Origin of the sequence: Streptomyces griseiscabiei, from assembly GCF_020010925.1 — a bacterium.
In the GTDB taxonomy this organism is placed as follows: Bacteria; Actinomycetota; Actinomycetes; order Streptomycetales; family Streptomycetaceae; genus Streptomyces; species Streptomyces griseiscabiei.
Window position 1 is genome coordinate 793230 of record NZ_JAGJBZ010000003.1, and the last position, 21842, is coordinate 815071.

The following is a 21842-nucleotide window of genomic DNA, read 5'->3' on the forward strand; positions in this document are numbered from 1 at the left end:
GCGCCCTTGACCTGCGCATGAGCCGTGCGCGGGCGGTCGGCGACACTGCACATGCCCGGCCCCGTTCCATCTCCGTACCATCGCCACACTCACACGAACCTCACACACCAACCCCGTACGATCCGGACACGCCGAACGCCCAGGAGCCGCCCGTGTCCAGCCTCGAACACACCCAACCCGCCCTGGTGGAACCCGAGTTGAAGCGGCTGGACGGAACCGTCCGAGAGGCGTACGTACCGGCGCTCGTCTCGCCCGCGGCCTACGGCTCGCTCGCGGACATCCCGTTCGACAACGCGGCCCACGCGCCCGACTCGGTCGTCCTCAGCCGTAAGCACGGGGGCGGGGGCGGCAGCGAGGGCGAGGACGGGGAGGACGACGGCCGGTGGCGGGACGTCACCGCGGCCGAGTTCGCCGCCGAGGTGCTCGCGCTGGCGAAGGGGCTGATCGCCGAGGGTCTGATGCCGGGCGACCGGATCGCGATCATGGCGCGGACGACGTACGCGTGGACGCTCCTGGACTTCGCGGCCTGGGCGGCGGGCCTGGTGACGGTCCCCGTCTACCCGACCTCCTCCGTCTTCCAGACCCGCTGGATCCTCCAGGACTCGGGCGCGGTGGCGCTGGCCGTGGAGACGGCGGGCCAGGCCGCCGCCCTCGGCCCGGAACTCGACCGCATCCCCGACCTGCGCCATCTGTGGGTCTTCGAGAAGGACCACCTGGACCGGCTGGCCGGGCGGGGCCGGGACGTGTCGGACCAGGAGGTGGCCGTACGGCGCGGGGTGCTCGGCCCCGACACCCTCGCGACGCTGATCTACACCTCGGGCACGACCGGCCGCCCCAAGGGCTGCGCCCTCACCCACGGCAACTTCTGCGCCGAGGTCGACAACGCGATCGACCTCCTCTACCCCATCTTCCGCGCGCGGACCGACGAGGAGGCCTCCACCCTGCTCTTCCTCCCGCTCGCCCATGTCTTCGGCCGCATGGTGGCGATCGCCTGTATGCGGGCACGGATCCGCGTCGGCCACTCGCCGAGCTTCCGCACGGAGGATCTCCTCGCCGACCTCAAGTCCTTCCGCCCGACGTTCCTGCTGCTGATCCCCTACGTCCTCGAGAAGGTCTTCAACACGGCCCGCGCCTCCGCCGAACGCATGGGCCGCGCCGCCTCGTACGACCGTGCCGCCGCCGTCGCCCGCCGCTACGGCGAGGCCCTGGAAGCCGAACAGCACGGCACCGGCCCCGGCCCGTCCGCCTTCCTCAAGGCGGCCCGCACCTTCTACGACCCGCTGGTCTACCGCCGTATCCGCAAGGCGCTGGGCGGCCGGGTCCGTTACGTCATCTGCGGGGGCAGCCCTCTCGGCCGCCGGCTCGCCGCCTTCTACGCGGGCGCGGGCATCGACGTCTTCGAGGGCTACGGCATGACGGAGACGACCGCGGCCGTGACCGTCACCCCGCCCAACCGCCCCCGCCTCGGCACGGTCGGCCGGCCCCTCCCGGGCACCCGTGTCCGTATCGCCGCCGACGGCGAGATCCTGCTGCACGGCGGCCAGATCTTCCGCGGCTACTGGGACCCGCAGGCCGGCGGGGTCGTCCCGGCGGGCCCCGACGGCTGGTTCGCGACCGGGGACATCGGGCGGCTCGACGACGAGGGGTACCTCACGATCACCGGACGCAAGAAGGAGATCCTGGTCACCGACAGCGGCAAGAACGTGGCCCCCGCCCCGCTGGAGAACTGGCTCCGCTCCCACCCCTTGATCGCCCACGCCATGGTGATCGGCGACCGCCGCCCCTATGTCACGGCCCTGCTGACACTGGACCCCGAGGGCATCACCCACTGGACCCTGATGAACGCCAAGCAGGGCGCGTCCCTCGCCCGGATCGCCACGGACCCGGACCTCCGCGCCGTCCTCCAGCGCGCGATCGACGAGGCCAACCGCCTGGTCTCCCGCCCCGAATCCATCCGCGCCTTCACCGTCCTGCCCACCGGCCTCACGGAGGAGGAGGGCCACCTGACCCCGTCGATGAAGCTGCGCCGGGAGGTCGTGGAGCGGTCCTTCACGACGGAGATCGAGGCCCTGTACGAGAAATAGAGGCCCCGGACGAGAAGCAGCGGCCCTGTACGAGAAGTAGCCGCCCCCTCCCCGCGTCCCCGCCGTCCCTACATCCCGGCCGCCGGATCACCCTCCCCCAGCGCGACCCACCAGTACCCGTCGTCCTTGACCAGCAGCAACTCCTGCTCCTGACCGGTCCCGGCGTAGCTGAGCCGCACAGGGTTGAAGTACCCGACGCTCCCCTCCAGCACGGTGACGTCGACAGGCCCGCGCGCCCCCTCGCCGAACTCCCGCACCTGCTCGTAGGCGGCGACCCGGGGCGCGTCGTACGCGGGCCCGGCGAGGTCCACGAGCCCGTCCACATCGCCGGCCCGGAGCCGCTGCACGTACACCCGCACGACGGTGTCGACGTCCTCGGCCGTCTCCGCCACATCGGGATACCTGGATGGAGCGTCATTTCAGCCGGCCCCGGTTGTACACGTCACCGAACTTCCCAGGCCAACGGCCCACGACGCTCATGGGCGAGGCCGATACCGTACGGCCGCATGATGCGAAGACGTCTGACACGGTTGCTGTCCACGAAGTGGGGCAGGCTCTGCACGGCCTGCATGGTTGTGGCCGTCCTGCTGTGGGGCTGGTCCGCCGTCCTGACGCTCGGATCGCTGGGCCGGGACCACGACACCGCGGACCGGCTCGCCTCCGCGGCGCTGGTCCTGACCGTGCTGGAGCTCCTCCTTCTCGGCCTTCACGAGGCGCACCTGCGGCACCTGCGCGGAGAGGCCGATGCCCTCGACGTACGGCAGGTGCTCGACCACATACGCTCCCTGCGCACCTCGGCCAACGGGTGGATCACCATGGTGCTGGTCGCCCTCGGCGTCGCGGCCTGGGCCTATGTGTGGGTGGCCGTGCGGTGGCTGGGCCTGGACGTACCGGGGGTGCCGGACGCGGACGACGGCGGACTGGTCATGGCGGCCGGCACGCTCAGTTGCGCGGCGGCCGGGATCTTCGCGGTGACGCACTTCAAGGAACGCCGCTGAGCCGCCGCCCTGACGATATTTTGGCGTGACGCCGCTTCCCGGGCGGTGTCGAAAAGGCCGTAGCGAAAAAGGTCCGGCACTCGGATTTCCCGTCGGTCCTCGGGATTTCCACATTCCGCGCGTCATTTCTCTGCATCGACTTCTTCTCGCTCCTCTTCCGTCCCTGGTGAAACTCGGGCCTCCGTACGTAAATACGAGCAAGCCGAATTCACGTCAAGAGAAGCAATCGGCGGTTTCAGGACTTTGCCAGCGGCAAGGGTCCACGAAATCGATTCTGCATATCTACGATTTCGAACCAGGACCGACACCCCACGGGACCACCCACGCAAGAAGATCCTGGTCATGGGCGCGGGCATCGCCGGCCTCGCGCCGGTCCCGGACTCCGAAAGGGAAGAGGAAATGGCTGACATCAATGTGATGATCGCGTTCGACGCGGCCACGATCGTCGAACAGAACCCCAACGCGTCGAGGAATCCGGACGCCCCGACCTACGCCGACCAGAGCCTCATCTACATGACGACGCGCCACGACCACATCGTCGGCACGTCGGGGGCGGAACTGAACGTCCGCGCCGAACCCGGGGACACCATCAAATGGCGGGAGACCACACTGTCGCTCGGCAGTGAGTACAAGGCCTTACTGTACAAGTACGTGAGCAGCGACCCCGGCCACCAGCTCATCAGGACACCGGAGATCGAGGTCGTCGACGGCGTCTATCCGATGCCGAAGGAAGGCTCCGAAGGGCGCCCGGAATTCGTGACCCAGACCTACGAGGACCACTACTGGCGCACGACCGTCAAGAAGCCCGGCAAGGTCGTCTACCACTTCTCCTTCCAGATCCTCGACCGCCACCGCCAGCTGAAGGGCTACTTCCAGTGGGACCCCTTCATCACCATCGAGAACCCCTGACGGCACCGTCGGGCGACTCAGTCCACCAGGTCGGCGGCCGTCAGCAGCCGGGTGAGGTCCGTACGCGACCGGACGTGCAACTTCCGGTAGATGCGGGTGAGATGGGCCTCCACGGTCTTGCGGGAGACGAAGAGTGAGGCCGCCGCCTCGGTGTTGTTGAGGCCGCGGGCGACGGCGCGGGACACCTGGAACTCCTGGGGCGTCAGCTGGTTCAGGGCCGCCCCGCCCAGGCCCCCCGCCGTCGACCGGTCGGCGCCCGACATGCCCCCCGCCGCGGCGAGTTCGCTCGCCGCGCGGCGGGCCCAGGGGACCGCGCCGAGCCGTTCGAAGCAGGCCAGGGCGGAGGCGAGCGGTGCGCGCGCGGCCCCCGGGCGGCGGTAGCGCCGCAACACCTCCGCCTCGCACAGCTGGGTCCGGGCCCAGTCGAAGGGCCCCGTCGTCCGCTGGTGGGCCTCGGACGCCGCCGCGAAGTGCGCCTCCGCCTCCTCCGGCGTCCCCGCCAGCAGCCCCCGCACCCGCGCCGCCGCGGCCTCGGCCGACGCGAGCCCCGTCTCCCGGGCCCGCTCCTCCAGCCAGGCGACCACCTCACCGGCCCGCGCCGCGTTCCCCGCCCGGACATGCGCCTCGGCCAGGTCCGCCGCGAAGGGGACCACCTCCGGATTGCCGATGCCCTGCTCCACGGCCAGTGACAACGTTAGCTCCAACTGGTCGGCGGCGGCGTCGTGATCGCCGTGGGCGAGGGCCGACAGCCCCAGCACGGCTGTCATATGGAACTCCTGGCAGCCGATCCCGTACGCCCCGCACTCCCGCCGCGCCCGCGCCACATGCTCCTCGCACTCGACCCGCTCGCCCCGCAGCGCTTCGAGCCGCGCCAGGCAGTACAGGGCGTAACTCACACAGGTCAGCTGGCCCAGCTCCTCCGCCCAGCGCAGCGCCTCCGTCAAGTCCCCCCGCGCGGACGCCCATTGACCGATCCGGGTCTCCAACTCGCCCCGTACGGCGAGGGTGAAGCCCAGCACCCCCACCGCGCTGTGCCGCCGGGCCGACTCCACGGCCGTGTTGAGCAGCCGGCGCCCGTGCGCGAACTCCTCCACACGGCTCCACGCCTGCCCGGCGATCGCGTAGACCTGCTGGTCACGGACGGGGTCGCCGCCGGTGCCGTGCCGGTCGGCGGCCTCCAGCATCGCGCGCCCCTCGGCCGTACGGCCGGACATGACGAGGGCGCCGCCCAGGAGGGTGAGGCTGTACCAGCGTTCGGGACCGGACTCCGAGGCCAGGGCGAGGGACTCCTCGGCCACCTGGACCGCCGCCGGGACATGCCCGTCGAGGCGCGCCGCGGCCGTCGCCTCCGCGAGCAGCAGACACGCGCGGGTGCGGTCGGTGCCGCGTACGGCGTCGGCGGCGTCCACCAGCAGGCCGTACGCCTGCGCGGTCTCGCCCTTCCAGGTGTACATCCGGCCCAACAGGCCCTGGATCGCCGCGCGTACGGCCGGATCGGGGGTGATCCGCAGCGCCTCCTCGCACCACTGCGGGCCCGCCGAGGAGCCGCTGAGCAGGGCGTCGGCGGCGGCGTGGTGGAGACGGTCGGCGCGGGGCGCGGGGTCGGGGGTGAGTTCGGCGGCGCGCCGCCAGGCGAGGGCCGACTCGCCGAACGCGCTGCGGCGGCGGGCCTCCCGCGCGGCCTCCGCGAGCGCCGCGGCGGCCTCCTCGTCGGGGCCGGGGGTCGCCGACGCCCGGTACCAGGCGTGCAGCGGGCCCGTGCTCACCTCGGCCAGCGCCTGGAACGCGGCGTAGCGATGCGCGAGGGGGGCCCGGCCCAGCACCAGCGCCCGCAGCACCGGGTGGTGGAAGTCCAGCCCGTCCGCCGTAGCCGTGATCAGGCCGTCCTGCTCGGCGGGGGAGAGCGCGTCGAGGGACAGCCCGGCGGCCTCCAGCGCCTTGCGCAGCGGACCGGCCGCCGTCGAACGGCCGGCCGCCAGCACCACCAGCGCGCGGCGGGCGGGGTCCGGCAGCCCGTCGATCCGGGTCGCCCAGGCACGCTCCAGATGGCTGCCGAGGGACGGCGGGTCCAGCAACGGCCGCTCCCCGCGCGCCTGTTCGTCCGTCAGGCCGCCCGCGATCTCCCGCAGGGCGAGCGGATTGCCGCCGCTGATGCGGACGAGGTCGGCGAGCACATTGGGGGTGACCCGGCCGGCCGGCAGCGCGGGATCGTCGAGCAGGGCGGCGCACTCCTCCGGCGTCAGCCCGCCCACCTGCACCGCCGGGATGCTGCGGCGGTCGCCCGACTCGCCGTGGTCCTCGCGCGAGCCGAGCGCCAGGGCGACCCGTTCACTGGAGAGCCGGCGGGCGACGAAGAGCAGGACGCGCTGGGAGGAGGGGTCCACCCAGTGCAGATCGTCGACGAGGACGACCACCGGACGCTCGTCGCCGAGCGCCGCGAGGACGTTCAGGGCACCCATGCAGGCCGCGTACGGATTGCCCGGCGGGTCCGCCGGGTCGCCGCTCAGGGCGAGACATGACTCCAGGGCCGAGCGCTGGGCTCCGGGGAGTTCCCTGAAAAGGGATGAATGGGGCATCAGCAGGTCGCCCAGGGTGGCGAAGGGGAGCACGGTCTCGGTCTCGATGCCCCGGGCGCGCAGGACCGTGGCCGGGGCCGCGCCGGAGGATCCGGCCGCCGCCCGCTGCGCCGCGTAGTCCAGCAGGGCGGTCTTCCCGATGCCGGGTTCGCCCCACAGCAACAGCGCCGCCCCGCCCGCCCCACCTGCCACGAGCAGGTCGTCCATCAGCCGGCGTTCCCGCTCCCGACCGACGAGTCCCCGTAACAATGCGCCACCCCCTGGTGCCCGCCTGCGTCCGGCCCCGCGCGTCCATCATGCCCCCAGGGGGTGTTCCCGGGGGAGATGTAGGGACTTCCCGGAAGCGAGGGGGACCGCCCCCGGCCTTCAATGGTCTCGGAACAGCACGACAGGCACGGCGGAACGGCGCGACAGGCACGACGGGGGACCGCCGCCACGGGGGACGGCGCCACCGGCACGGGGGATCGCACCACCAGTACGGGGGATCGCACCACACGGGAAAACCAAGGGATACAGAGCACATGAACCAGGTCGCGGAACTAGGGGGACGGCCCATGCCGGCATCCGTGGGACGCGGGGATCTCGCCTCGGGATCCGACCGGCTGGACTCGGTCGAGATCAAGGTGACGTTCTCGGGTGCGGGCGCGGCCGCCGCGACTTGGGCGCTGGCGCCGGACACCGGGGGAGCCCGGCGCCGCGTCTACTTCTGTGAGGACCTCGCCCGCTCCACGGCGCCAGGACAGCTGCCGCTTCTGGATGCGGGACTGATTCTGCGCCTACGGGCGGGGAGCGGGCGGGGCGGGGCAGCGACAGCGGAATTGCGGCCCTGCCGCCGGTCCCGGCTCTCGGAACGTTGGCTGCGCTTCCGGGAGCAGGGACCGGACTCCTTCCACCTGGCGGGCGCCTGGTCGGGCGACCGCCGGGTGCTCTCCGCGGCCCTCGTCTCCGAGTGCGGGCGTACGGCCGTGGAGGCCGCCGCCACCGGCACCGCGCCGCTGGACCTGGTCTTCTCCGACAGCCAGCGCGCCTTTCTCGCCGACTGCGCCGACATCGACGTCGGCCTCGGCTCGCTCGACGTCCTCGGTCCCGTCGACACGGTCCGCTGGCGCGGCGTGCGTCTCGACCATCACGAAGTGACCCTGGAGCACTGCACGCTGGCCGCCGACCGGCCGCTGGAGTGGCTGGAGGTCTCCAAGCGAGTCGCCCCCGAGGGCGCGGAGGTGGTCCAGGCCTCCCTGGCCGCACTCCTGAGGGGCAAGGGACTCGAACCGGACCTGGGACGCGGGATCCGGCTGCGCCGGGTGCTGGAGGAACTGGTACGGCTCCGCCGCGGCCGGTCGCCCAGCTCCCCGCGCCCCTGAAGCCACCCGGGCTACCCGACCCCCAGCACCCGCAACGCCGCCGCGGTCACCGCCGCCCCGAGCACCACCACCGCGAACGGGGCGCCACGCCACGCCAGCACCCCACCCACCAGCACTCCGGCGGGCCGCGCCCAGCCGGCGAAACCGCCGTCCTCGGTCAGCGCGCCCGTGGCCAGCAGCGCGACCAGCAGCACCACGGCGGCCCCGGCCAGCAACTCCCGCACCCGTACGGGGATCTCGACCCGGCCGTGCAGCAGGGGCCCGGTGAGCCGGAGGGCGTACGTCCCCACGGCGAGCAGCAGCATGGCGACGACGACCCCCTCGCCCCTCACGACGCCCGCCACACGACGAGACCGGCCAGCGCCAGCAGGACCGGAACCCCGGCCGGTGTCACCGGAGCCGCCGCCAGCGCGACCGCCGCGCCCAGCAGCGCGGCCCGGCGTACCGGCGCGCGCTCCCGCAGGGCGGGCAGGACCAGGGCGACGAGCACGGCGGGGAAGGCGGCGTCGAGGCCGTACGCGGCGGTGTCGCCGAGCGCGGTGCCGGCGAGGGCCCCGGCCAGGACGCACACGTTCCACACCGCGAAGAGGCCGAGCCCCGACACCCAGAACGCCACCCGGCGCCGTACCGGATCGTGCTGGGCCAGGGCGAAGGCCGCCGTCTCGTCGGTCACGAGGTGCGCGCCCGCGAACCGGGCGAGCCGCCCCGGTCCCAGGACGTCGGCGACCGCCAGGCTGAACGCCGCGTTGCGGGTGTTGAGCAGCAGCCCCGTGGCCGCCGCCGCGAGCGGCCCGCCCCCGGCCAGCAGGATGCCGACCGCGCTGAACTGCGCCGCCCCCGCGTACACGACCAGCGACATCGCCACCGGCACCCACACCGGCAGCCCGCCCGCGACCGAGATCGCGCCGAAGGAGACCCCGACGACACCCCCGGCGGCACAGACGAGGGCGACGTCCCGGAGCAGCGCGGGGTCACGGGCATACGGTGTTCGGAGCAGCGAACGCATGTTCTCTACAGTGGACAGCGGCCACCCTGTTCGTCAAGGCGAACGATCGTACTTCTGGAGCGAACGACATGTCCGACACCACCCCCGAGGCCGCCAAGGCGCCCTCCCGGCTTCCCCTCGACTGGATCGCCGCCTCCCTCCGTCGGGAGCGCACGCGCGCCGGGCTCTCCCTGTCCGAGCTGGCCAAGCGCGCGGGGATCGCCAAGTCCACGCTGTCCCAGCTGGAGTCGGCGAGCGGCAATCCGGGCATGGAGACGCTCTGGGCGCTGGGTGTGGCGCTCGGGGTGCCGTTCAGTGCGCTGATCGAGCCGCCGGTGCCGTCGGTGCAGGTCGTCCGGGCGGGGGAGGGGCCGACCGTCCACTCCGAGCACTCCAGCTACACGGCGGTCCTGCTGTCCGCGAGCCCGCCCGGCGCGCGCCGCGACATCTACCGGACCCGGCTCGAACCCGGTTCGGTACGGGAGTCGGAGCCGCACATTCCGGGAACGGTGGAGCATCTCACCGTGAGCACGGGCCGGGTGAAGGCGGGCCCGAGCGGCGAGGAGGTCGAGCTGGGCCCCGGGGACTACATGGCGTTCCGGGGCGACGTACCGCATTCGTACGAGGCACTGGCGCCCGGCACGACGTTCGTTCTGGTGATGCAGCACATCTGAATACGCCGGAAACGGGGTAGGGGCAGCCGTCGGAAGTCCGGACGTACGGAAGCGGGGAAAAGGCAGGAGCCCCCGCGCCGCGAGCGGCTGGGGGCTCCTTGGGTACTGCTCTCAGACGTCGTCAGAGGGGCATCCCTCGGATCGAACGGATCAGACGGGGGTGACGTTCTCCGCCTGCGGACCCTTCGGGCCCTGCGTCACGTCGAAGGAGACCTGCTGGTTCTCCTCCAGCGAACGGAAGCCGCTCGCGTTGATGGCGGAGTAGTGGACGAAGACGTCGGGGCCGCCGCCTTCCTGGGCGATGAAGCCAAAGCCCTTTTCGGCGTTGAACCACTTCACGGTTCCGGTAGCCATAAGCCCTCCTTGGGCCCAAAGGGTTGCCCTGCTCCAGAACCCTGCAAGTGTGAAAACAAGATGCCGCACAACTGCATACGTCTGAAAACGACGAGAGCCCGCGGTCACATGCTCCGCAGGCTCTGTACTGCAAGGGAAACCAAACTGCAACTTGCGGGCGAGCCTAGCACGCGGGCAGGGGAATGCAATAGAGGGCAAGATCACGTCACCCGGATGTTTGAGCGGCTCGGTTCGCGGGTTGACGTATCGCCTCTTCTGCACCACCGGCCTCACTGAGGACACGCCGTCGAAAGCATTGACAGGGGGTGTGCGTCCGGTTTATCGGGCCCCTCCAGGCCCCCGGAGCCCGCACCGTACCCCATGAGGGCTAGCCTCGCGATGTGGACAATCCTCGCAACCGGCCGCGCGTCGGCCACATCCAGTTCCTGAACTGCCTGCCTCTGTACTGGGGGCTGGCGAGAACGGGCACGCTCCTCGACTTCGAGCTGACCAAGGACACCCCGGAGAAGCTCAGCGAGCAGCTGGTGCGCGGGGACCTCGACATCGGGCCCATCACGCTCGTCGAGTTCCTGCGCAACGCGGACGACCTGGTCGCCTTCCCCGACATCGCGGTCGGCTGCGACGGGCCGGTGATGTCCTGCGTCATCGTCTCCCAGGTCCCCCTGGAACGCCTGGACGGCGCACGCGTCGCACTGGGTTCCACCTCGCGCACCTCCGTGCGCCTGGCGCAACTGCTCCTGGCGGAGAGCGTCGGAGTGCGGCCGTCGTACTACACCTGCCCGCCCGACCTGCCGCTGATGATGCAGGAGGCGGAGGCGGCGGTCCTCATCGGTGACGCCGCGCTGAGGGCCAATCTCCTCGACGGCCCGAACCTCGGTCTCCAGGTCCACGACCTGGGCGCCATGTGGAAGGCGTGGACGGGGCTGCCGTTCGTCTTCGCGGTGTGGGCGGCGCGGCGGGACTACCTGGAGCGGGAGCCGGAGGTCACCCGCAAGGTGCACGAGGCGTTCCTGGCCTCGCGGGACCTGTCGCTGACCGAGGTGGCCAAGGTCGCCGAGCAGGCGGCCCGCTGGGAGGCCTTCGACGAACGGGTCCTGGAGCGGTACTTCACCACCCTGGACTTCCGCTTCGGCGGCCCCCAGCTGAGCGCCGTCTCCGAGTTCGCGCGCAGGGTCGGCCCGACCACCGGATTTCCGGCGGACGTGAAGGTCGACCTGCTTTCCTGAACATTTCCCCGGGAAGCCACGCCGAACTTCCCGGAATTTCGTTTGACGAATTCGGCGTTCTGTGGGATCGGCCCGGAGCGCCCGGCCGCGGATCGGTCGGGGACCGACCGCGGATCGGCAGCCGACGTTCGCATTCCCATTCGGGCGTACGGCACTACGCTGCTGGGGAGTCGTGCGCCGGGGAGAGTTCGTACGGCAGAGTTCGTACGGGGGAGCTCGTACGGGGGAGGTGTCGGCCATGCAACCGCTCGACGTCGGCGAGCCCACGGCCGTGGGGCCCTACCGGCTGCTCGGCCGGCTCGGGTCCGGCGGGATGGGCCGCGTCTATCTGGGGCGCAGCGCGGGCGGCCGGACCGTCGCCGTCAAGGTCGTGCACCCGCACTTCGCGCTGGACGAGGAGTTCCGCGCCCGCTTCCGGCGCGAGGTCGACGCGGCCCGCCGCGTGGGCGGTTCCTGGACCGCGCCCGTCCTGGACGCGGACCCGGAGGCGTCCGTCCCCTGGGTGGCGACGGGCTACGCGGCCGGTCCCTCCCTCGCGGCGGCGATCGCCGACGGCGGCCGGCTGCCCGCCCACTCGGTACGCGTCCTCGGCGCGGGTCTCGCCGAAGCCCTCTCCGCGGTGCACGCGCTGGGCCTGGTCCACCGGGACGTGAAGCCGTCGAACGTGCTGCTCACGGTCGACGGCCCGCTCCTCATCGACTTCGGCATCGCCCGCGCCACGGACGGCACGGCCTCCCTCACCTCCACCGGCGTCTCCATCGGCTCGCCCGGCTACATGTCCCCCGAGCAGATCCTCGGCAAGGGCATCACCGGCGCGGCGGACGTCTTCTCCCTCGGCGCGGTCCTCGCGTACGCCGCGACGGGGCAGTCCCCGTTCCCCGGCGACTCCTCCGCCTCCCTCCTCTACAAGGTCGTCCACGAACAGCCCGAACTGGACGGTCTGGAGGGCGACCTCCGCGACCTGGTCGAGCACTGCCTCGGCAAGGACCCCGCCGCCCGCCCGTCCCCCGACGACATCGCCCGCACCCTGGCCCCCCAGGGCGCGGCCCGCCTCGTCGCGGCGGGCTGGCTGCCGGGCCCCCTGGTGGAACAGGTCGGCCGCAGCGCCGTTCAACTGCTCAACCTGGAGGCGGCGGAGCAGGTCCCGTCCGGGCCGGTGGAGTTCAGCAGCCCCTCGGTGGGAGCGGCGGTGGACGCGCGGGTCCCGTCCGGGAGCGGGGTGTTCGGGCCGCCTCCGGTGATGTCACCGCAGGCGGGGCCCGCGACGCACGTACCGGGGCAGCGAACCGAAGCGGCGGTGGCGGACACGGCACCACCGGCGCCGGACTCACCGCCGGGCAAGCTGTCCGTGAGCGTGGCCGCCAGCTCCACGACCGCGGCGAACGGGCGGGGCCGACGGGTGAGTTGCTCGGTCGCCCTGGCCGTCGCGGGGGCGTGCGCGACGGTGGGCGTCGGCGTCCTCTTCGGACTCGGCATCCTGAAGGGCGACGGCGACAACGCCCGTGACACGGCCGGCACGTCACCGTCGGCGAGCAGCAGCGCGAGCGACCATGCCCAGGACTCCGAACCGCAGGACGGGGCGGGCGAACTCCCCGACGCCTACCTCGGCACCTGGAAGGGCGACGGCTACGCCCTCGACGGCAACCTTCCCGCCGGCACCTTCACGGTCACCCTCGAACAGGGCGCCGTGGGCGACCGGTTGGGCACCTTCCGCTCCGTCGACCTCCTCGGCGGCGCCTGCGACGACACGTTCGTCCTCAAGCAGGTCACCGAGGACCACATCCTCGTCACCAGCATCGCCGACACCAAGAACAACCCCAAGACCTGCACCAGCAACACCCACGAGGTCACCCTCACCCTCGTGGGCTCCGAACTCCGCTACACCGCCGACAACGCGGACGCGGGCGACCCGACGGCCCGCCTGGAGAAGGTGAAGTAAGGGGCCGGTTGTTCGGCTGCGGGTCCGGTGGGGGCTCGTCGCGCAGTTTCCCGCGCCCCTCAAGGGCCTACGGTCCTTCCGGGCCGAAAAAGCAGGGCGCAGCCCGCTTTTTCAGGGGCGTGGGGAACTGCGCGAGAAGCCCCCACTCACCCGCACCCGACAACGCCACCTCATACTCTGACCCCGTGGCCCTCGACCCCTGGCTGACCGCCCTCACCCTCGCCGCAGCCCTCTGGGGCGCGGCCACGGGCACCCTCCTCCCCCGCCCCGCCTACCGCTTCACCGTCGACGAGGACCACCCCTGGCGGCGCGAGTGCCCCGCCGGCCACCCCCTCACCGGCACCGCGAACGGCTGGCTCGGCCCGGCCCGCTGCCAGGAACCCCCCGCCTGCGCCTACGGCCCCCACACCCCGGCCGTCGCCACCACCACCGCCCTCGTCTGCGCGGCCCTCGCCCTCGCCACCGGCACCCGCCCCGAACTCGCCGTCTGGCTGCTCCTCGCCCCGCTGGGCGTGCTCCTCACCCTGGTCGACCTGCGGGCACAACGCCTTCCCGACCCCCTGACCCTCCCCTTCGCCGGTCTGGCCCTCACCCTCCTGGGCGCGGTCGCGTTCGTCCCCGAGCACGCGGGCCAGTGGCGCACCGCCGTGTACGGCGCGCTCGCCCTCGGCGGCCTCTACTTCCTCTTCTTCCTGATCAGACCCGCGGCCCTCGGCTTCGGCGACGTGAAGCTGGCCCTCGGCCTCGGCGCCGTCCTCGGCTGGTACGGCTGGGGCGCCCTATACCTCGGCACCTTCGCCGGCGCGCTCATCGGCAGCGTGTACACGCTGGTCCTGGCGGCCCGGGGCCGCGCCGTCCGCGGACAGCTGATCGCCCTGGGCCCGTTCATGATCACGGGCGCGTTCACCGGCCTGCTGCTGGAGGCGTACGCGGCCTGAGTCACACGCCCTCCGCCCGGGTCGACCACCGGCGGACAGGCTGACGTCGGCCGTCGCAGGGCGCTGGCGTAGGCTGGGCTGGTCCGTTCAACCCTTACGAAAGGGACGCTCCCGGTGACCGAGAAGGCCGACCTCCAGTCCGTTCTCGACCGTGCCGCAGAGGGTGGGCGGATCACTCCGGAGGAGGCGCTCGACCTCTACCGCGACGCCCCGCTGCACGCGCTCGGCTCCGCCGCCGACGCCGTCCGCAGGCGGCGCTACGCGGGTACGGAGCACATCGCGACGTACATCATCGAGCGGAACATCAACTACACGAACGTGTGCGTCACGGCGTGCAAGTTCTGCGCGTTCTACGCCCCGCCGAAGGCCAAGGACAAGGGCTGGACGCGCGACCTCGACGACATCCTGCGCCGCTGCGCGGAGACCGTCGAACTGGGCGGTACGCAGATCATGTTCCAGGGCGGCCACCACCCGGACTACGGGGTGGAGTACTACGAGACGCACTTCGCCGCCATCAAGAAGGCGTTCCCGCAGCTGGTCATCCACTCCCTCGGCGCGTCCGAGGTCGAGCACATGGCCAGGATCTCCAAGGTGACCGTCGAGGAAGCCATCCAGCGCATCAACGCCGCCGGCCTCGACTCCTTCGCGGGCGCCGGCGCGGAACTGCTCCCCGAGCGCCCCCGCAAGGCCATCGCGCCGCTGAAGGAGTCCGGCGAGCGCTGGCTGGAGATCATGGAGACCGCGCACAACCTGGGCGTGGAGTCCACCTCCACCATGCTGATGGGCACCGGCGAGACCAACGCCGAGCGCATCGAGCACCTGCGGATGATCCGTGACGTCCAGGACCGCACCGGCGGCTTCCGGGCCTTCATCCCGTACCTGTACCAGCCGATGAACAACCACCTGAAGGGCCGCACGCAGGCCACGATCTTCGAGTACCTGCGGATGATCGCGATCTCCCGGCTCTTCATGGACAACATCGCCCACATCCAGGGCTCCTGGCTCACCACCGGCCAGGACGCGGGCCAGCTCACGCTGCACTACGGCGCGGACGACCTGGGCTCGGTCATGCTGGAGGAGAACGTCGTCTCGGCGGCCGGTGCCAAGCACCGCTCCAACCTCCAGGAGATGATCGACATGATCCGCACGGCGGGCCGGGTCCCCGCCCAGCGGGCCACGACGTACGAACACCTGGTGGTCCACGACGACCCGGCGAACGACCCCGTCGACCAGCGAGTGATGTCCCACATCTCGTCCACGGCCATCGAGGGCGGAACCGCCCACCCCGAGCTGAAGCTCCTGAACGCCAACTAGCGCCCACGTGCTGACGATTCACGCCGCCGACGAGGTACGGCGCACCTGGGACGACGACGCGCGGCCGATCAAGGACGGCGCCGTCGTGGTCGACGGCACCCGGGTCGTGGGCCTGGGCACGCTGGCCGAGGTCCGGGAGCGGTTCCCCGGGGCCCGGGTGCGGAGCTGGCCCGGCGTCCTCGGGCCCGGCCGGGTGCACGAAGGCCCGCTCCCGGACGCCCCGTCACCCCGTGAACGCGTCCACGCGGTGCTGAAGTCGGGCGCGGTCGCGGTGCTGGCGCGGTACGCCGACACCGCCGAACTGCGTGCCGCCGCCCAGCGGAACGACGTGGTCGTGCTGCCCGAGCCCCGCCCCACGACGCTCGTCGACACGGGCCGGGCGGACCTCACCGTCTTCGACCACTCCGGGACGTGCATGGCGACCGTGTGCGCCGGGCGTCTGGTCCACCGCCGCCGCTGATCACCAGGGGCGCGCTCATCCCGAGAACGCCTCCCCGAACGCCCCGTCCCCCTGGTCGACCCCACTGCAGTCGACCAATGCGTCACTCGCCCCGTCCCCGCACTCCTGATCCCGGAACGTGGCCCACATCGACACCCACGCCACCCCCTTCTCCTCCGCGAACGCCCGCACCTGCGCCGCGTCCCGCAGCGTGAACGTCTCGTTGTCGACGTCGTTGACGCCCAGCATCGAGGTCAGCGCCAGCGCCCCCCACGCCGTGGACTCGCTCGTGCCGAAGACGTCCATCAGCTGCTCGTGGGTCGCCTCGGCCGCCTGTTCCGCGTAGTCGCCCATGTCACCGTCGTACGAACTGGCGTAGTTCATGGTCATGATGTTGACGGTGGTGACCTGGACGGCCTTGTCGTTGGCCGAGGCGAGGAGGGCCATGCCGTCGTCGTCGAGGCCGGACGGCATGACGGGGAGGGTGAAGGAGACGGAGAGGTCGGGGCGGTCCTTCTGGAGGAGCGCGATCGCCTCGGAGCGCAGCGCGACGGAGCCGGAGTCCTTGAGCGCGTCGCCCTCGACGTCGAAGTCGGCCGCGGTGGAGCCGGCCGCGTCGAGCGCCGCGCCGTACGCCTCGGCCAGCTCGGACGCGCTGTCGCAGGCCTGGGCCAGCTCCGTGCCCGAGGCGCCGCCGAAGGAGACCCGCACCGACGCCCCCGATGAGGTGAGCGCCGAGATCCGGGACCTCACCGCCGAGTCGTCGATCGCCTCCGTGCCGTTCCACGCGGGCGTGCACGCGTCCCCGTCGCCCTCGGCGATCACGAACGCCAGGTTGTACGCGGCGGCCGACCCGGCGTCGTCGAGGTCGGAGGCGTCGGTGGCGTTGACGTACGGCGCGTAGACCGTGGCCGTCCTCGCCGCCTCCGTCGCCTCCGTCGGCGCACCGGCCGGACTCGACGGGCTGCTGCTGGGCGGGGACGCGGACTCTTCGGTCTTCGTGGTGCAGCCCGCGCAGGCCAGGGCCATCAGACATATCAGCCCGACGGCCGGTTTCAGGGAATTCCTCACGGTACTCACGAGGGAAATGAATCACACCCGGCTGTGCTCCATGTGTGCTTCCTGAAGATTGCAGATCCGAAGGACGGTCGACGACGGTCGCGGAACGGCGACCGGCAAAGTGTTTGCAAGTCGGGCAAACGATCCCCTGCGGGTGGGGTGTATCCCCCCAAAGGCAAAGCCCTGCGGCTTCGCAGTCGTTCATGGATTCTCTAAGGAAACGGACAGGTCAAGGAGTTTCTCATGGGAGTCTCACAAGAGGAGCTGGGAATTGGACAAATAAAGCCCGCCTAATATCCGGGGACATGCAATCCGAGTCCGCCAACGAAAACCTCACCCCCGAAGCCGCGCCCGCAGAGGGCCCCGTCTTCGTCGACAACTCCGGGCGCCGCGCCAGACTGCTGCGCCGCTGCGGCATGCTGCTGGGGGTCGTCTGTCTCGGTTACGCCGTCGTACTCGGCATGGCGTTCATGGGCTGGGGCATCTCCGCGTCCCCGACCGAACTGTTCCCCTTCGGCGGAGGCGGCGGCCAGGCCGGCGCGCCCGGCCAGGGCGGCGCCGGCAACGGCCCGCAGCCCCAGGGCGGCGTGGCCCCGGAGGGCATCCCCTCCGGGGCCACGAGCGGCGCCCCCGGCGGCACCGCGCCCTCCGGCGCCCCCACCGCCGTACCGTCCCCGTCCGCGTCCGCCCACTGACGGGAGCGCACCACCTGATGAGCACCACCACACGCGCGCGCCGCGGGCGCCGACGCGCCCCCTCCAAGCTGCAACGCGCCACCGGCAAGGCCGCCGCCCTCCAGAAACCCCGGGTCATCCTCGCCCTGCTGCTTCTGCTCGGGCTGACCAGCGTGATGCTGCTCGACGGCTATCTGCGCGCCGAGGTCGGCGGCGACCAGCGCGTGCGCACCGGAGCCAGCTCCAGCGACGTACCCGAGGACATCCTCGACGGCGGGCCCATCCTGACCTTCCGCGGCGGTGAGGCGCAGACGCAGTCCGTGCCGGACAAGACCATCGCGCTCACCTTCGACGACGGCCCGAACCCGACCTGGACCCCGGAGATCCTCGACGTCCTGAAGAAGTACGACGTCCCCGCGACCTTCTTCGTCGTCGGCTCGATGGTGTCGCGCTACCCGTCCATCGTCCGGGACATGGTCGAGGACGGCCATGAGATCGGCATCCACACCTTCACCCACGTCGACCTGTCGTACCAGAGCGACGCCCGGATCACCCGGGAGATGACCCAGACGCAGCTCGCCCTCGCGGGCGCCGCCGGCATCACCACCACGCTCTTCCGCGCCCCGTACTCCTCCGAGACGGACGCCATCGACAACTACAGCTGGCCCGTCTACAAGAAGCTCGGCGAGGACGGCTACACCAGCGTCTTCGTCGACACCGACAGCGACGACTGGAAGCGGCCCGGCGTCAAGAAGATCATCAAGTGGGCCACGCCGGAGGACGGCAAGGGTGCCTCGGTCCTCATGCACGACGCGGGCGGCGACCGCTCCCAGACGGTGAAGGCGCTCGGCACGTACATCGAGAACATGAAGGCCGAGGGCTACACCTTCACCACCGTCAGCGGCGCGCTGCAGAAGGACGACGCCGAGAACGGTACGGCGGCAGGCCGGCAGGCGGGCGGCCCCGGCGGTCCCGAAGCCGACGGGCAGGGCACCCCGGGCACTTCGGACGCGCAGGCCGCCCATCGCACCGCCACCGGGGCCACCCTCTACGAGGGCAAGGCGCTCGTCGCGGCCGTGTACGTCGCCGAGTACGCCGTACCGACGCTCTCGGTCGGTCTGATGGTCGTCGGCGTCGCGGTCATGGGCCGCTTCGGGATGATGCTCATCCTCGCCCGGCGCCACTTCCGTGAACGGAACAGACGCCGGTTCAGCTGGGGGCCACCGGTCACCGGCCCGGTCAGCGTGATCGTCCCGGCGTACAACGAGAAGGAGTGCATCGCCAACACCCTCGAATCGCTGGCAGCAAGCACCCATCCGATCGAGGTCATCGTCGTGGACGACGGCTCGACGGACGGCACCTCCGAGATCGCGCGCACGGCGGCCGACCAGCTCGGCATGCGCAACGTCCGGGTCATCCGCCAGGAGAACGCCGGCAAGCCCGCCGCCCTCAACAACGGGGTGCGCAGCGCCAGTTACGACATCGTCGTGATGATGGACGGCGACACCGTCTTCGAACCCGACACGGTCGGCAAGCTCGTCCAGCCCTTCGCCGACCCGGGCGTCGGCGCGGTCGCGGGCAACGCCAAGGTCGGCAACCGCGACACCGTGATCGGTGCCTGGCAGCACATCGAGTACGTGATGGGCTTCAACCTCGACCGGCGGATGTACGACCTGCTGCGCTGCATGCCCACCATCCCGGGCGCGATCGGCGCGTTCCGCCGGGACGCGGTGCTGGAGGTGGGCGGCATGAGCGAGGACACGCTCGCCGAGGACACCGACATCACCATCGCCATGCACCGCGCGGGCTGGCGGGTCGTCTACCAGGAGCACGCCCGCGCCTGGACCGAGGCGCCGGGCTCGCTCAAACAGCTCTGGTCACAGCGCTACCGCTGGTCGTACGGCACCATGCAGGCCCTCTGGAAGCACCGCAGGTCCCTGACGGACAGCGGCCCCTCCGGCCGCTTCGGCCGGGTCGGCATGCCGCTGGTCGTGATCTTCCAGATCATCACCCCGGTCTTCGCCCCGCTGATCGACGTCTTCACCGTCTACGCGATGATCTTCGTCGACTTCCAGGCGTCCCTGCTGGCCTGGCTGGCCGTCCTCGGCGTCCAACTCGTCTGCGCCGCCTACGCCTTCAAGCTGGACAAGGAGAAGTACCGCTATCTGCTGATGCTCCCGCTCCAGCAGCTCGCCTACCGCCAGATGATGTATCTCGTCCTGATCCACTCCTGCGTCACCGCCCTCACCGGCGGCCGGCTGCGCTGGCAGAAGCTGAAGCGCACCGGCGAGGTCGGCACCCCGGCGGGGGCGAGCTGATGGGGTCGCACAGGAGAGGGGCGACGACCGCCGAACCCGTCGGCCCCGCGCCCACGGCACCGGACGACGCCCCTCCCCGGGCCCAGGGGCGCGACCGCTACTTCGACACCCTCCGCGCCCTCGCCCTCGTCCGCGTGGTGACGTACCACACCTTCGGCTGGCCCTGGGCCGGCATGGTGTTCCCCTCCATGGGCATCATGTTCGCCCTCGCCGGCACCCTGATGGCGAAGTCCCTGGAACGCCCCGCCTCCCAGGTGATCAGGAGCCGTGTCCGCCGGCTCCTGCCCCCCTTCTGGTTCTGGGGCCTCTTCGTGGTCGTCGCCATGCTGGTCCACGGGTGGATGCCCGGCTGGCAGATCGTCTTCTGGGTCGTCCCGCTGGGCGACCCCCCGGGCGACGCCTGGGGCGAACAGGCCTGGGAGATCCTCTGGTACCTGCGCACCTACCTCTGGTTCGTGCTCCTCTCCCCGGCCCTGCTGAGGCTGTTCCGGCCGGCCCCGGTCCCGGTCCTCCTCCTGTCCCTCTCGCCCGTCCTGGTGTTCCACTTCCTCTGGGAGCCCCCGGACGACCGGTTCGGCAACGCCCTGACCGACCTGGCCACCTTCCTCTTCTGCTGGATGCTGGGCTTCGCCCACCGCGAGGGCGTCCTCGCCCGGCTGAAGCCCCTCGCCGTGACCGTCCTGTCCCTGGCGGCCCTCGGCTTCGGCGCCTGGTACGCCTTCACCCACCAGGAGGAGACCGGCTCGTACGACCTCGACGACATCCCCCTCGCCCAGGCGTTCTTCTCCGCCGGCTTCGTGACGCTGCTCCTCTACGCGAAGGCGTACTTCAAGGTCGACTTCGCCGGGCTCACCCGCTTCCGGCGGCTGGACCGGACCGTCAGGGTCTTCAACTCCCGCGCGGTGACGATCTACCTGTGGCACGAGATCGCCCTGATCCTCGCCGTCCCGCTGATCGACCGGTTCTGGGACGTCCCCGCCTTCGAGACGTACCTGCCGCTGGAGAGCCAGTGGTTCATGTTCGGCGTCGGCTGGCTGTTGATCGGCGTCTTCGTGCTGCTCTGCGGCTGGGTGGAGGACGTGGCGGCCAGGAAGCAGCCGAGGCTGCTGCCGTAGACGGGCCGTGGACAGGTCGTGGACCGTGGGTGGGCCGGACGTCGGTGCGTCCGGCCCGTACTGCCACAATGGGCCCGTGACCCGCGCATCCCTGGACAAGCAGCCGCACGAAGTCGCCTCGATGTTCGACCGAGTGGCGAAACGGTACGACCTGACCAACGACGTGCTGTCCCTCGGACAGGACCGCCGCTGGCGCAAGGACGTCGCGAAGGCGGTGGACGCCCGGCCCGCGCAGAAGATCCTGGACCTCGCGGCCGGTACGGGCACCTCCTCGCTGCCCTTCGCGCAGAGCGGCGCGTACGTCGTCCCCTGCGACTTCTCCCTCGGCATGCTCCGGGTCGGCAAGGACCGCCACTCCTGGCTGCCCTTCACCGCGGGCGACGCCACGAAGCTGCCGTTCAAGGACGACACCTTCGACGCGGTGACCATCTCCTTCGGTCTGCGCAACGTGCAGGACACCGACACCGCGCTGCGTGAGCTGTACCGGGTGACCAAGCCCGGCGGGCGCGTCGTGATCTGCGAGTTCTCCCACCCGACGTGGGCGCCGTTCCGGACCGTCTACACCGAGTACCTGATGCGCGCGCTGCCGCCGGTCGCCCGCGCGGTGTCGTCCAACCCGGACGCGTACGTCTATCTCGCCGAGTCCATCCGCGCCTGGCCCGACCAGGCCGGCCTCGCCGAGCGCCTCCGGAAGGCCGGCTGGGACAAGGTCGCCTGGCGGAACCTCTCGGGCGGGATCGCCGCGCTGCACCGGGGGTTCAAGGCCCAGCCGTAGGCCCCGACTCGGCCCGCTCGGCGCTGATTTCACCCGTACGGGGGACGTCCGTCGGGTCATGGTGTTGACGAGAACCGGTCAACAGAAACTACCGTCCGTTGATA

At 71.5% G+C, this 21842-nt stretch carries 20 protein-coding genes; 14 read left to right on the forward strand and 6 right to left on the reverse strand.

The window, feature by feature from the left end:
* Nucleotides 1-152: 152 nt before the first annotated feature.
* Nucleotides 153-2084 (forward strand): AMP-dependent synthetase/ligase, encoded by a 1932-nt coding sequence (locus J8M51_RS37425; RefSeq protein WP_267299839.1) that lies wholly within the window; start codon nucleotides 153-155, stop codon nucleotides 2082-2084.
* A gap of 68 nt (nucleotides 2085-2152) precedes the next feature.
* Here the strand turns inward: J8M51_RS37425 and J8M51_RS37430 are convergent, their stop codons facing one another.
* Complete coding sequence (locus J8M51_RS37430) at nucleotides 2153-2476, reverse strand: hypothetical protein (protein WP_256966299.1); 324 nt, start codon at nucleotides 2474-2476, stop codon at nucleotides 2153-2155.
* A 114-nt stretch (nucleotides 2477-2590) separates the two neighbouring features.
* On the opposite strand from J8M51_RS37430, the gene J8M51_RS37435 reads away from it, so the two are divergent.
* Both J8M51_RS37435 and J8M51_RS37440 read left to right on the forward strand, forming a co-directional pair.
* On the forward strand, nucleotides 2591-3082 hold the full coding sequence (locus tag J8M51_RS37435) for a hypothetical protein (RefSeq protein ID WP_143673478.1): 492 nt from the start codon (nucleotides 2591-2593) through the stop codon (nucleotides 3080-3082).
* 399 nt (nucleotides 3083-3481) lie between these two features.
* Nucleotides 3482-3991, forward strand: coding sequence for an inclusion body family protein (locus J8M51_RS37440; RefSeq protein ID WP_086763666.1), 510 nt, complete (start codon nucleotides 3482-3484; stop codon nucleotides 3989-3991).
* A 17-nt stretch (nucleotides 3992-4008) separates the two neighbouring features.
* Here J8M51_RS37440 and J8M51_RS37445 read toward each other — a convergent pair whose 3' ends face one another.
* Complete coding sequence (locus J8M51_RS37445; RefSeq protein WP_267299840.1) at nucleotides 4009-6774, reverse strand: helix-turn-helix transcriptional regulator; 2766 nt, start codon at nucleotides 6772-6774, stop codon at nucleotides 4009-4011.
* Between the two features lie 347 nt (nucleotides 6775-7121).
* On the opposite strand from J8M51_RS37445, the gene J8M51_RS37450 reads away from it, so the two are divergent.
* Nucleotides 7122-7928 carry a hypothetical protein gene (locus tag J8M51_RS37450; protein ID WP_086762617.1) on the forward strand — a complete coding sequence of 269 codons (807 nt, stop codon included), beginning with the start codon at nucleotides 7122-7124 and terminating at the stop codon, nucleotides 7926-7928.
* An 11-nt stretch (nucleotides 7929-7939) separates the two neighbouring features.
* Here J8M51_RS37450 and J8M51_RS37455 read toward each other — a convergent pair whose 3' ends face one another.
* The gene (locus tag J8M51_RS37455) at nucleotides 7940-8233 is read right to left on the reverse strand and encodes an AzlD domain-containing protein (RefSeq protein ID WP_086762619.1); all 294 of its coding nucleotides are present in this window, start codon (nucleotides 8231-8233) and stop codon (nucleotides 7940-7942) included.
* 23 nt (nucleotides 8234-8256) lie between these two features.
* Nucleotides 8257-8934, reverse strand: a complete 678-nt coding sequence (locus J8M51_RS37460; RefSeq protein WP_086762615.1) for an AzlC family ABC transporter permease — start codon at nucleotides 8932-8934, stop codon at nucleotides 8257-8259.
* A gap of 68 nt (nucleotides 8935-9002) precedes the next feature.
* Between J8M51_RS37460 and J8M51_RS37465 the strand changes: the two genes are divergently transcribed.
* Nucleotides 9003-9587 carry a helix-turn-helix domain-containing protein gene (locus J8M51_RS37465; RefSeq protein ID WP_086762613.1) on the forward strand — a complete coding sequence of 195 codons (585 nt, stop codon included), beginning with the start codon at nucleotides 9003-9005 and terminating at the stop codon, nucleotides 9585-9587.
* 150 nt (nucleotides 9588-9737) lie between these two features.
* Here the strand turns inward: J8M51_RS37465 and J8M51_RS37470 are convergent, their stop codons facing one another.
* Nucleotides 9738-9941: a cold-shock protein gene (locus J8M51_RS37470; protein ID WP_003992177.1), complete on the reverse strand. Its 204-nt coding sequence runs from the start codon at nucleotides 9939-9941 to the stop codon at nucleotides 9738-9740.
* A 380-nt stretch (nucleotides 9942-10321) separates the two neighbouring features.
* Here J8M51_RS37470 and J8M51_RS37475 point away from each other — a divergent pair, with 380 nt between their 5' ends.
* From J8M51_RS37475 to J8M51_RS37495, 5 genes are all read left to right on the forward strand, one after another.
* Nucleotides 10322-11167 (forward strand): menaquinone biosynthetic enzyme MqnA/MqnD family protein, encoded by an 846-nt coding sequence (locus J8M51_RS37475; RefSeq protein WP_086762611.1) that lies wholly within the window; start codon nucleotides 10322-10324, stop codon nucleotides 11165-11167.
* A 238-nt stretch (nucleotides 11168-11405) separates the two neighbouring features.
* The gene (locus tag J8M51_RS37480; RefSeq protein ID WP_267299841.1) at nucleotides 11406-13106 is read left to right on the forward strand and encodes a serine/threonine-protein kinase; all 1701 of its coding nucleotides are present in this window, start codon (nucleotides 11406-11408) and stop codon (nucleotides 13104-13106) included.
* Nucleotides 13107-13291: 185 nt separating this feature from the next.
* On the forward strand, nucleotides 13292-14044 hold the full coding sequence (locus J8M51_RS37485) for a prepilin peptidase (protein WP_267299842.1): 753 nt from the start codon (nucleotides 13292-13294) through the stop codon (nucleotides 14042-14044).
* A 114-nt stretch (nucleotides 14045-14158) separates the two neighbouring features.
* The gene (mqnC, locus tag J8M51_RS37490) at nucleotides 14159-15358 is read left to right on the forward strand and encodes a cyclic dehypoxanthinyl futalosine synthase (RefSeq protein ID WP_086764847.1); all 1200 of its coding nucleotides are present in this window, start codon (nucleotides 14159-14161) and stop codon (nucleotides 15356-15358) included.
* 7 nt (nucleotides 15359-15365) lie between these two features.
* Complete coding sequence (locus J8M51_RS37495) at nucleotides 15366-15818, forward strand: imidazolonepropionase-like domain-containing protein (RefSeq protein ID WP_086764839.1); 453 nt, start codon at nucleotides 15366-15368, stop codon at nucleotides 15816-15818.
* 15 nt (nucleotides 15819-15833) lie between these two features.
* Here the strand turns inward: J8M51_RS37495 and J8M51_RS37500 are convergent, their stop codons facing one another.
* Nucleotides 15834-16868, reverse strand: a complete 1035-nt coding sequence (locus tag J8M51_RS37500; RefSeq protein WP_267299907.1) for a chitinase — start codon at nucleotides 16866-16868, stop codon at nucleotides 15834-15836.
* 293 nt (nucleotides 16869-17161) lie between these two features.
* Here J8M51_RS37500 and J8M51_RS37505 point away from each other — a divergent pair, with 293 nt between their 5' ends.
* The 4 genes from J8M51_RS37505 (at nucleotide 17162) to J8M51_RS37520 (ending at nucleotide 21738) form a co-directional block, all read left to right on the forward strand.
* Nucleotides 17162-17551 carry a hypothetical protein gene (locus J8M51_RS37505; protein WP_086756190.1) on the forward strand — a complete coding sequence of 130 codons (390 nt, stop codon included), beginning with the start codon at nucleotides 17162-17164 and terminating at the stop codon, nucleotides 17549-17551.
* Between the two features lie 17 nt (nucleotides 17552-17568).
* A complete protein-coding gene (locus J8M51_RS37510; RefSeq protein ID WP_086756189.1) occupies nucleotides 17569-19848 on the forward strand; it encodes a bifunctional polysaccharide deacetylase/glycosyltransferase family 2 protein in 2280 nt (759 codons plus the stop codon).
* Nucleotides 19848-20963, forward strand: coding sequence for an acyltransferase family protein (locus J8M51_RS37515; protein ID WP_086756187.1), 1116 nt, complete (start codon nucleotides 19848-19850; stop codon nucleotides 20961-20963). Before J8M51_RS37510 ends, J8M51_RS37515 begins: the two co-directional genes overlap by 1 nt.
* A gap of 76 nt (nucleotides 20964-21039) precedes the next feature.
* A complete protein-coding gene (locus J8M51_RS37520) occupies nucleotides 21040-21738 on the forward strand; it encodes a demethylmenaquinone methyltransferase (protein WP_086756193.1) in 699 nt (232 codons plus the stop codon).
* Nucleotides 21739-21842: the final 104 nt, after the last annotated feature.

Coding starts and splice junctions, on each gene's coding strand:
- J8M51_RS37435 (WP_143673478.1), top strand. CDS start 2,591: ATGATGCGAAGACGTCTGACACGGTTGCTGTCCACGAAGTGGGGCAGG.
- J8M51_RS37440 (WP_086763666.1), top strand. CDS start 3,482: ATGGCTGACATCAATGTGATGATCGCGTTCGACGCGGCCACGATCGTC.
- J8M51_RS37445 (WP_267299840.1), bottom strand. CDS start 6,774: ATGGACGACCTGCTCGTGGCAGGTGGGGCGGGCGGGGCGGCGCTGTTG.
- J8M51_RS37450 (WP_086762617.1), top strand. CDS start 7,122: ATGCCGGCATCCGTGGGACGCGGGGATCTCGCCTCGGGATCCGACCGG.
- J8M51_RS37455 (WP_086762619.1), bottom strand. CDS start 8,233: ATGCTGCTGCTCGCCGTGGGGACGTACGCCCTCCGGCTCACCGGGCCC.
- J8M51_RS37460 (WP_086762615.1), bottom strand. CDS start 8,934: ATGCGTTCGCTGCTCCGAACACCGTATGCCCGTGACCCCGCGCTGCTC.
- J8M51_RS37465 (WP_086762613.1), top strand. CDS start 9,003: ATGTCCGACACCACCCCCGAGGCCGCCAAGGCGCCCTCCCGGCTTCCC.
- J8M51_RS37470 (WP_003992177.1), bottom strand. CDS start 9,941: ATGGCTACCGGAACCGTGAAGTGGTTCAACGCCGAAAAGGGCTTTGGC.
- J8M51_RS37480 (WP_267299841.1), top strand. CDS start 11,406: ATGCAACCGCTCGACGTCGGCGAGCCCACGGCCGTGGGGCCCTACCGG.
- J8M51_RS37505 (WP_086756190.1), top strand. CDS start 17,162: ATGCAATCCGAGTCCGCCAACGAAAACCTCACCCCCGAAGCCGCGCCC.
- J8M51_RS37510 (WP_086756189.1), top strand. CDS start 17,569: ATGAGCACCACCACACGCGCGCGCCGCGGGCGCCGACGCGCCCCCTCC.
- J8M51_RS37515 (WP_086756187.1), top strand. CDS start 19,848: ATGGGGTCGCACAGGAGAGGGGCGACGACCGCCGAACCCGTCGGCCCC.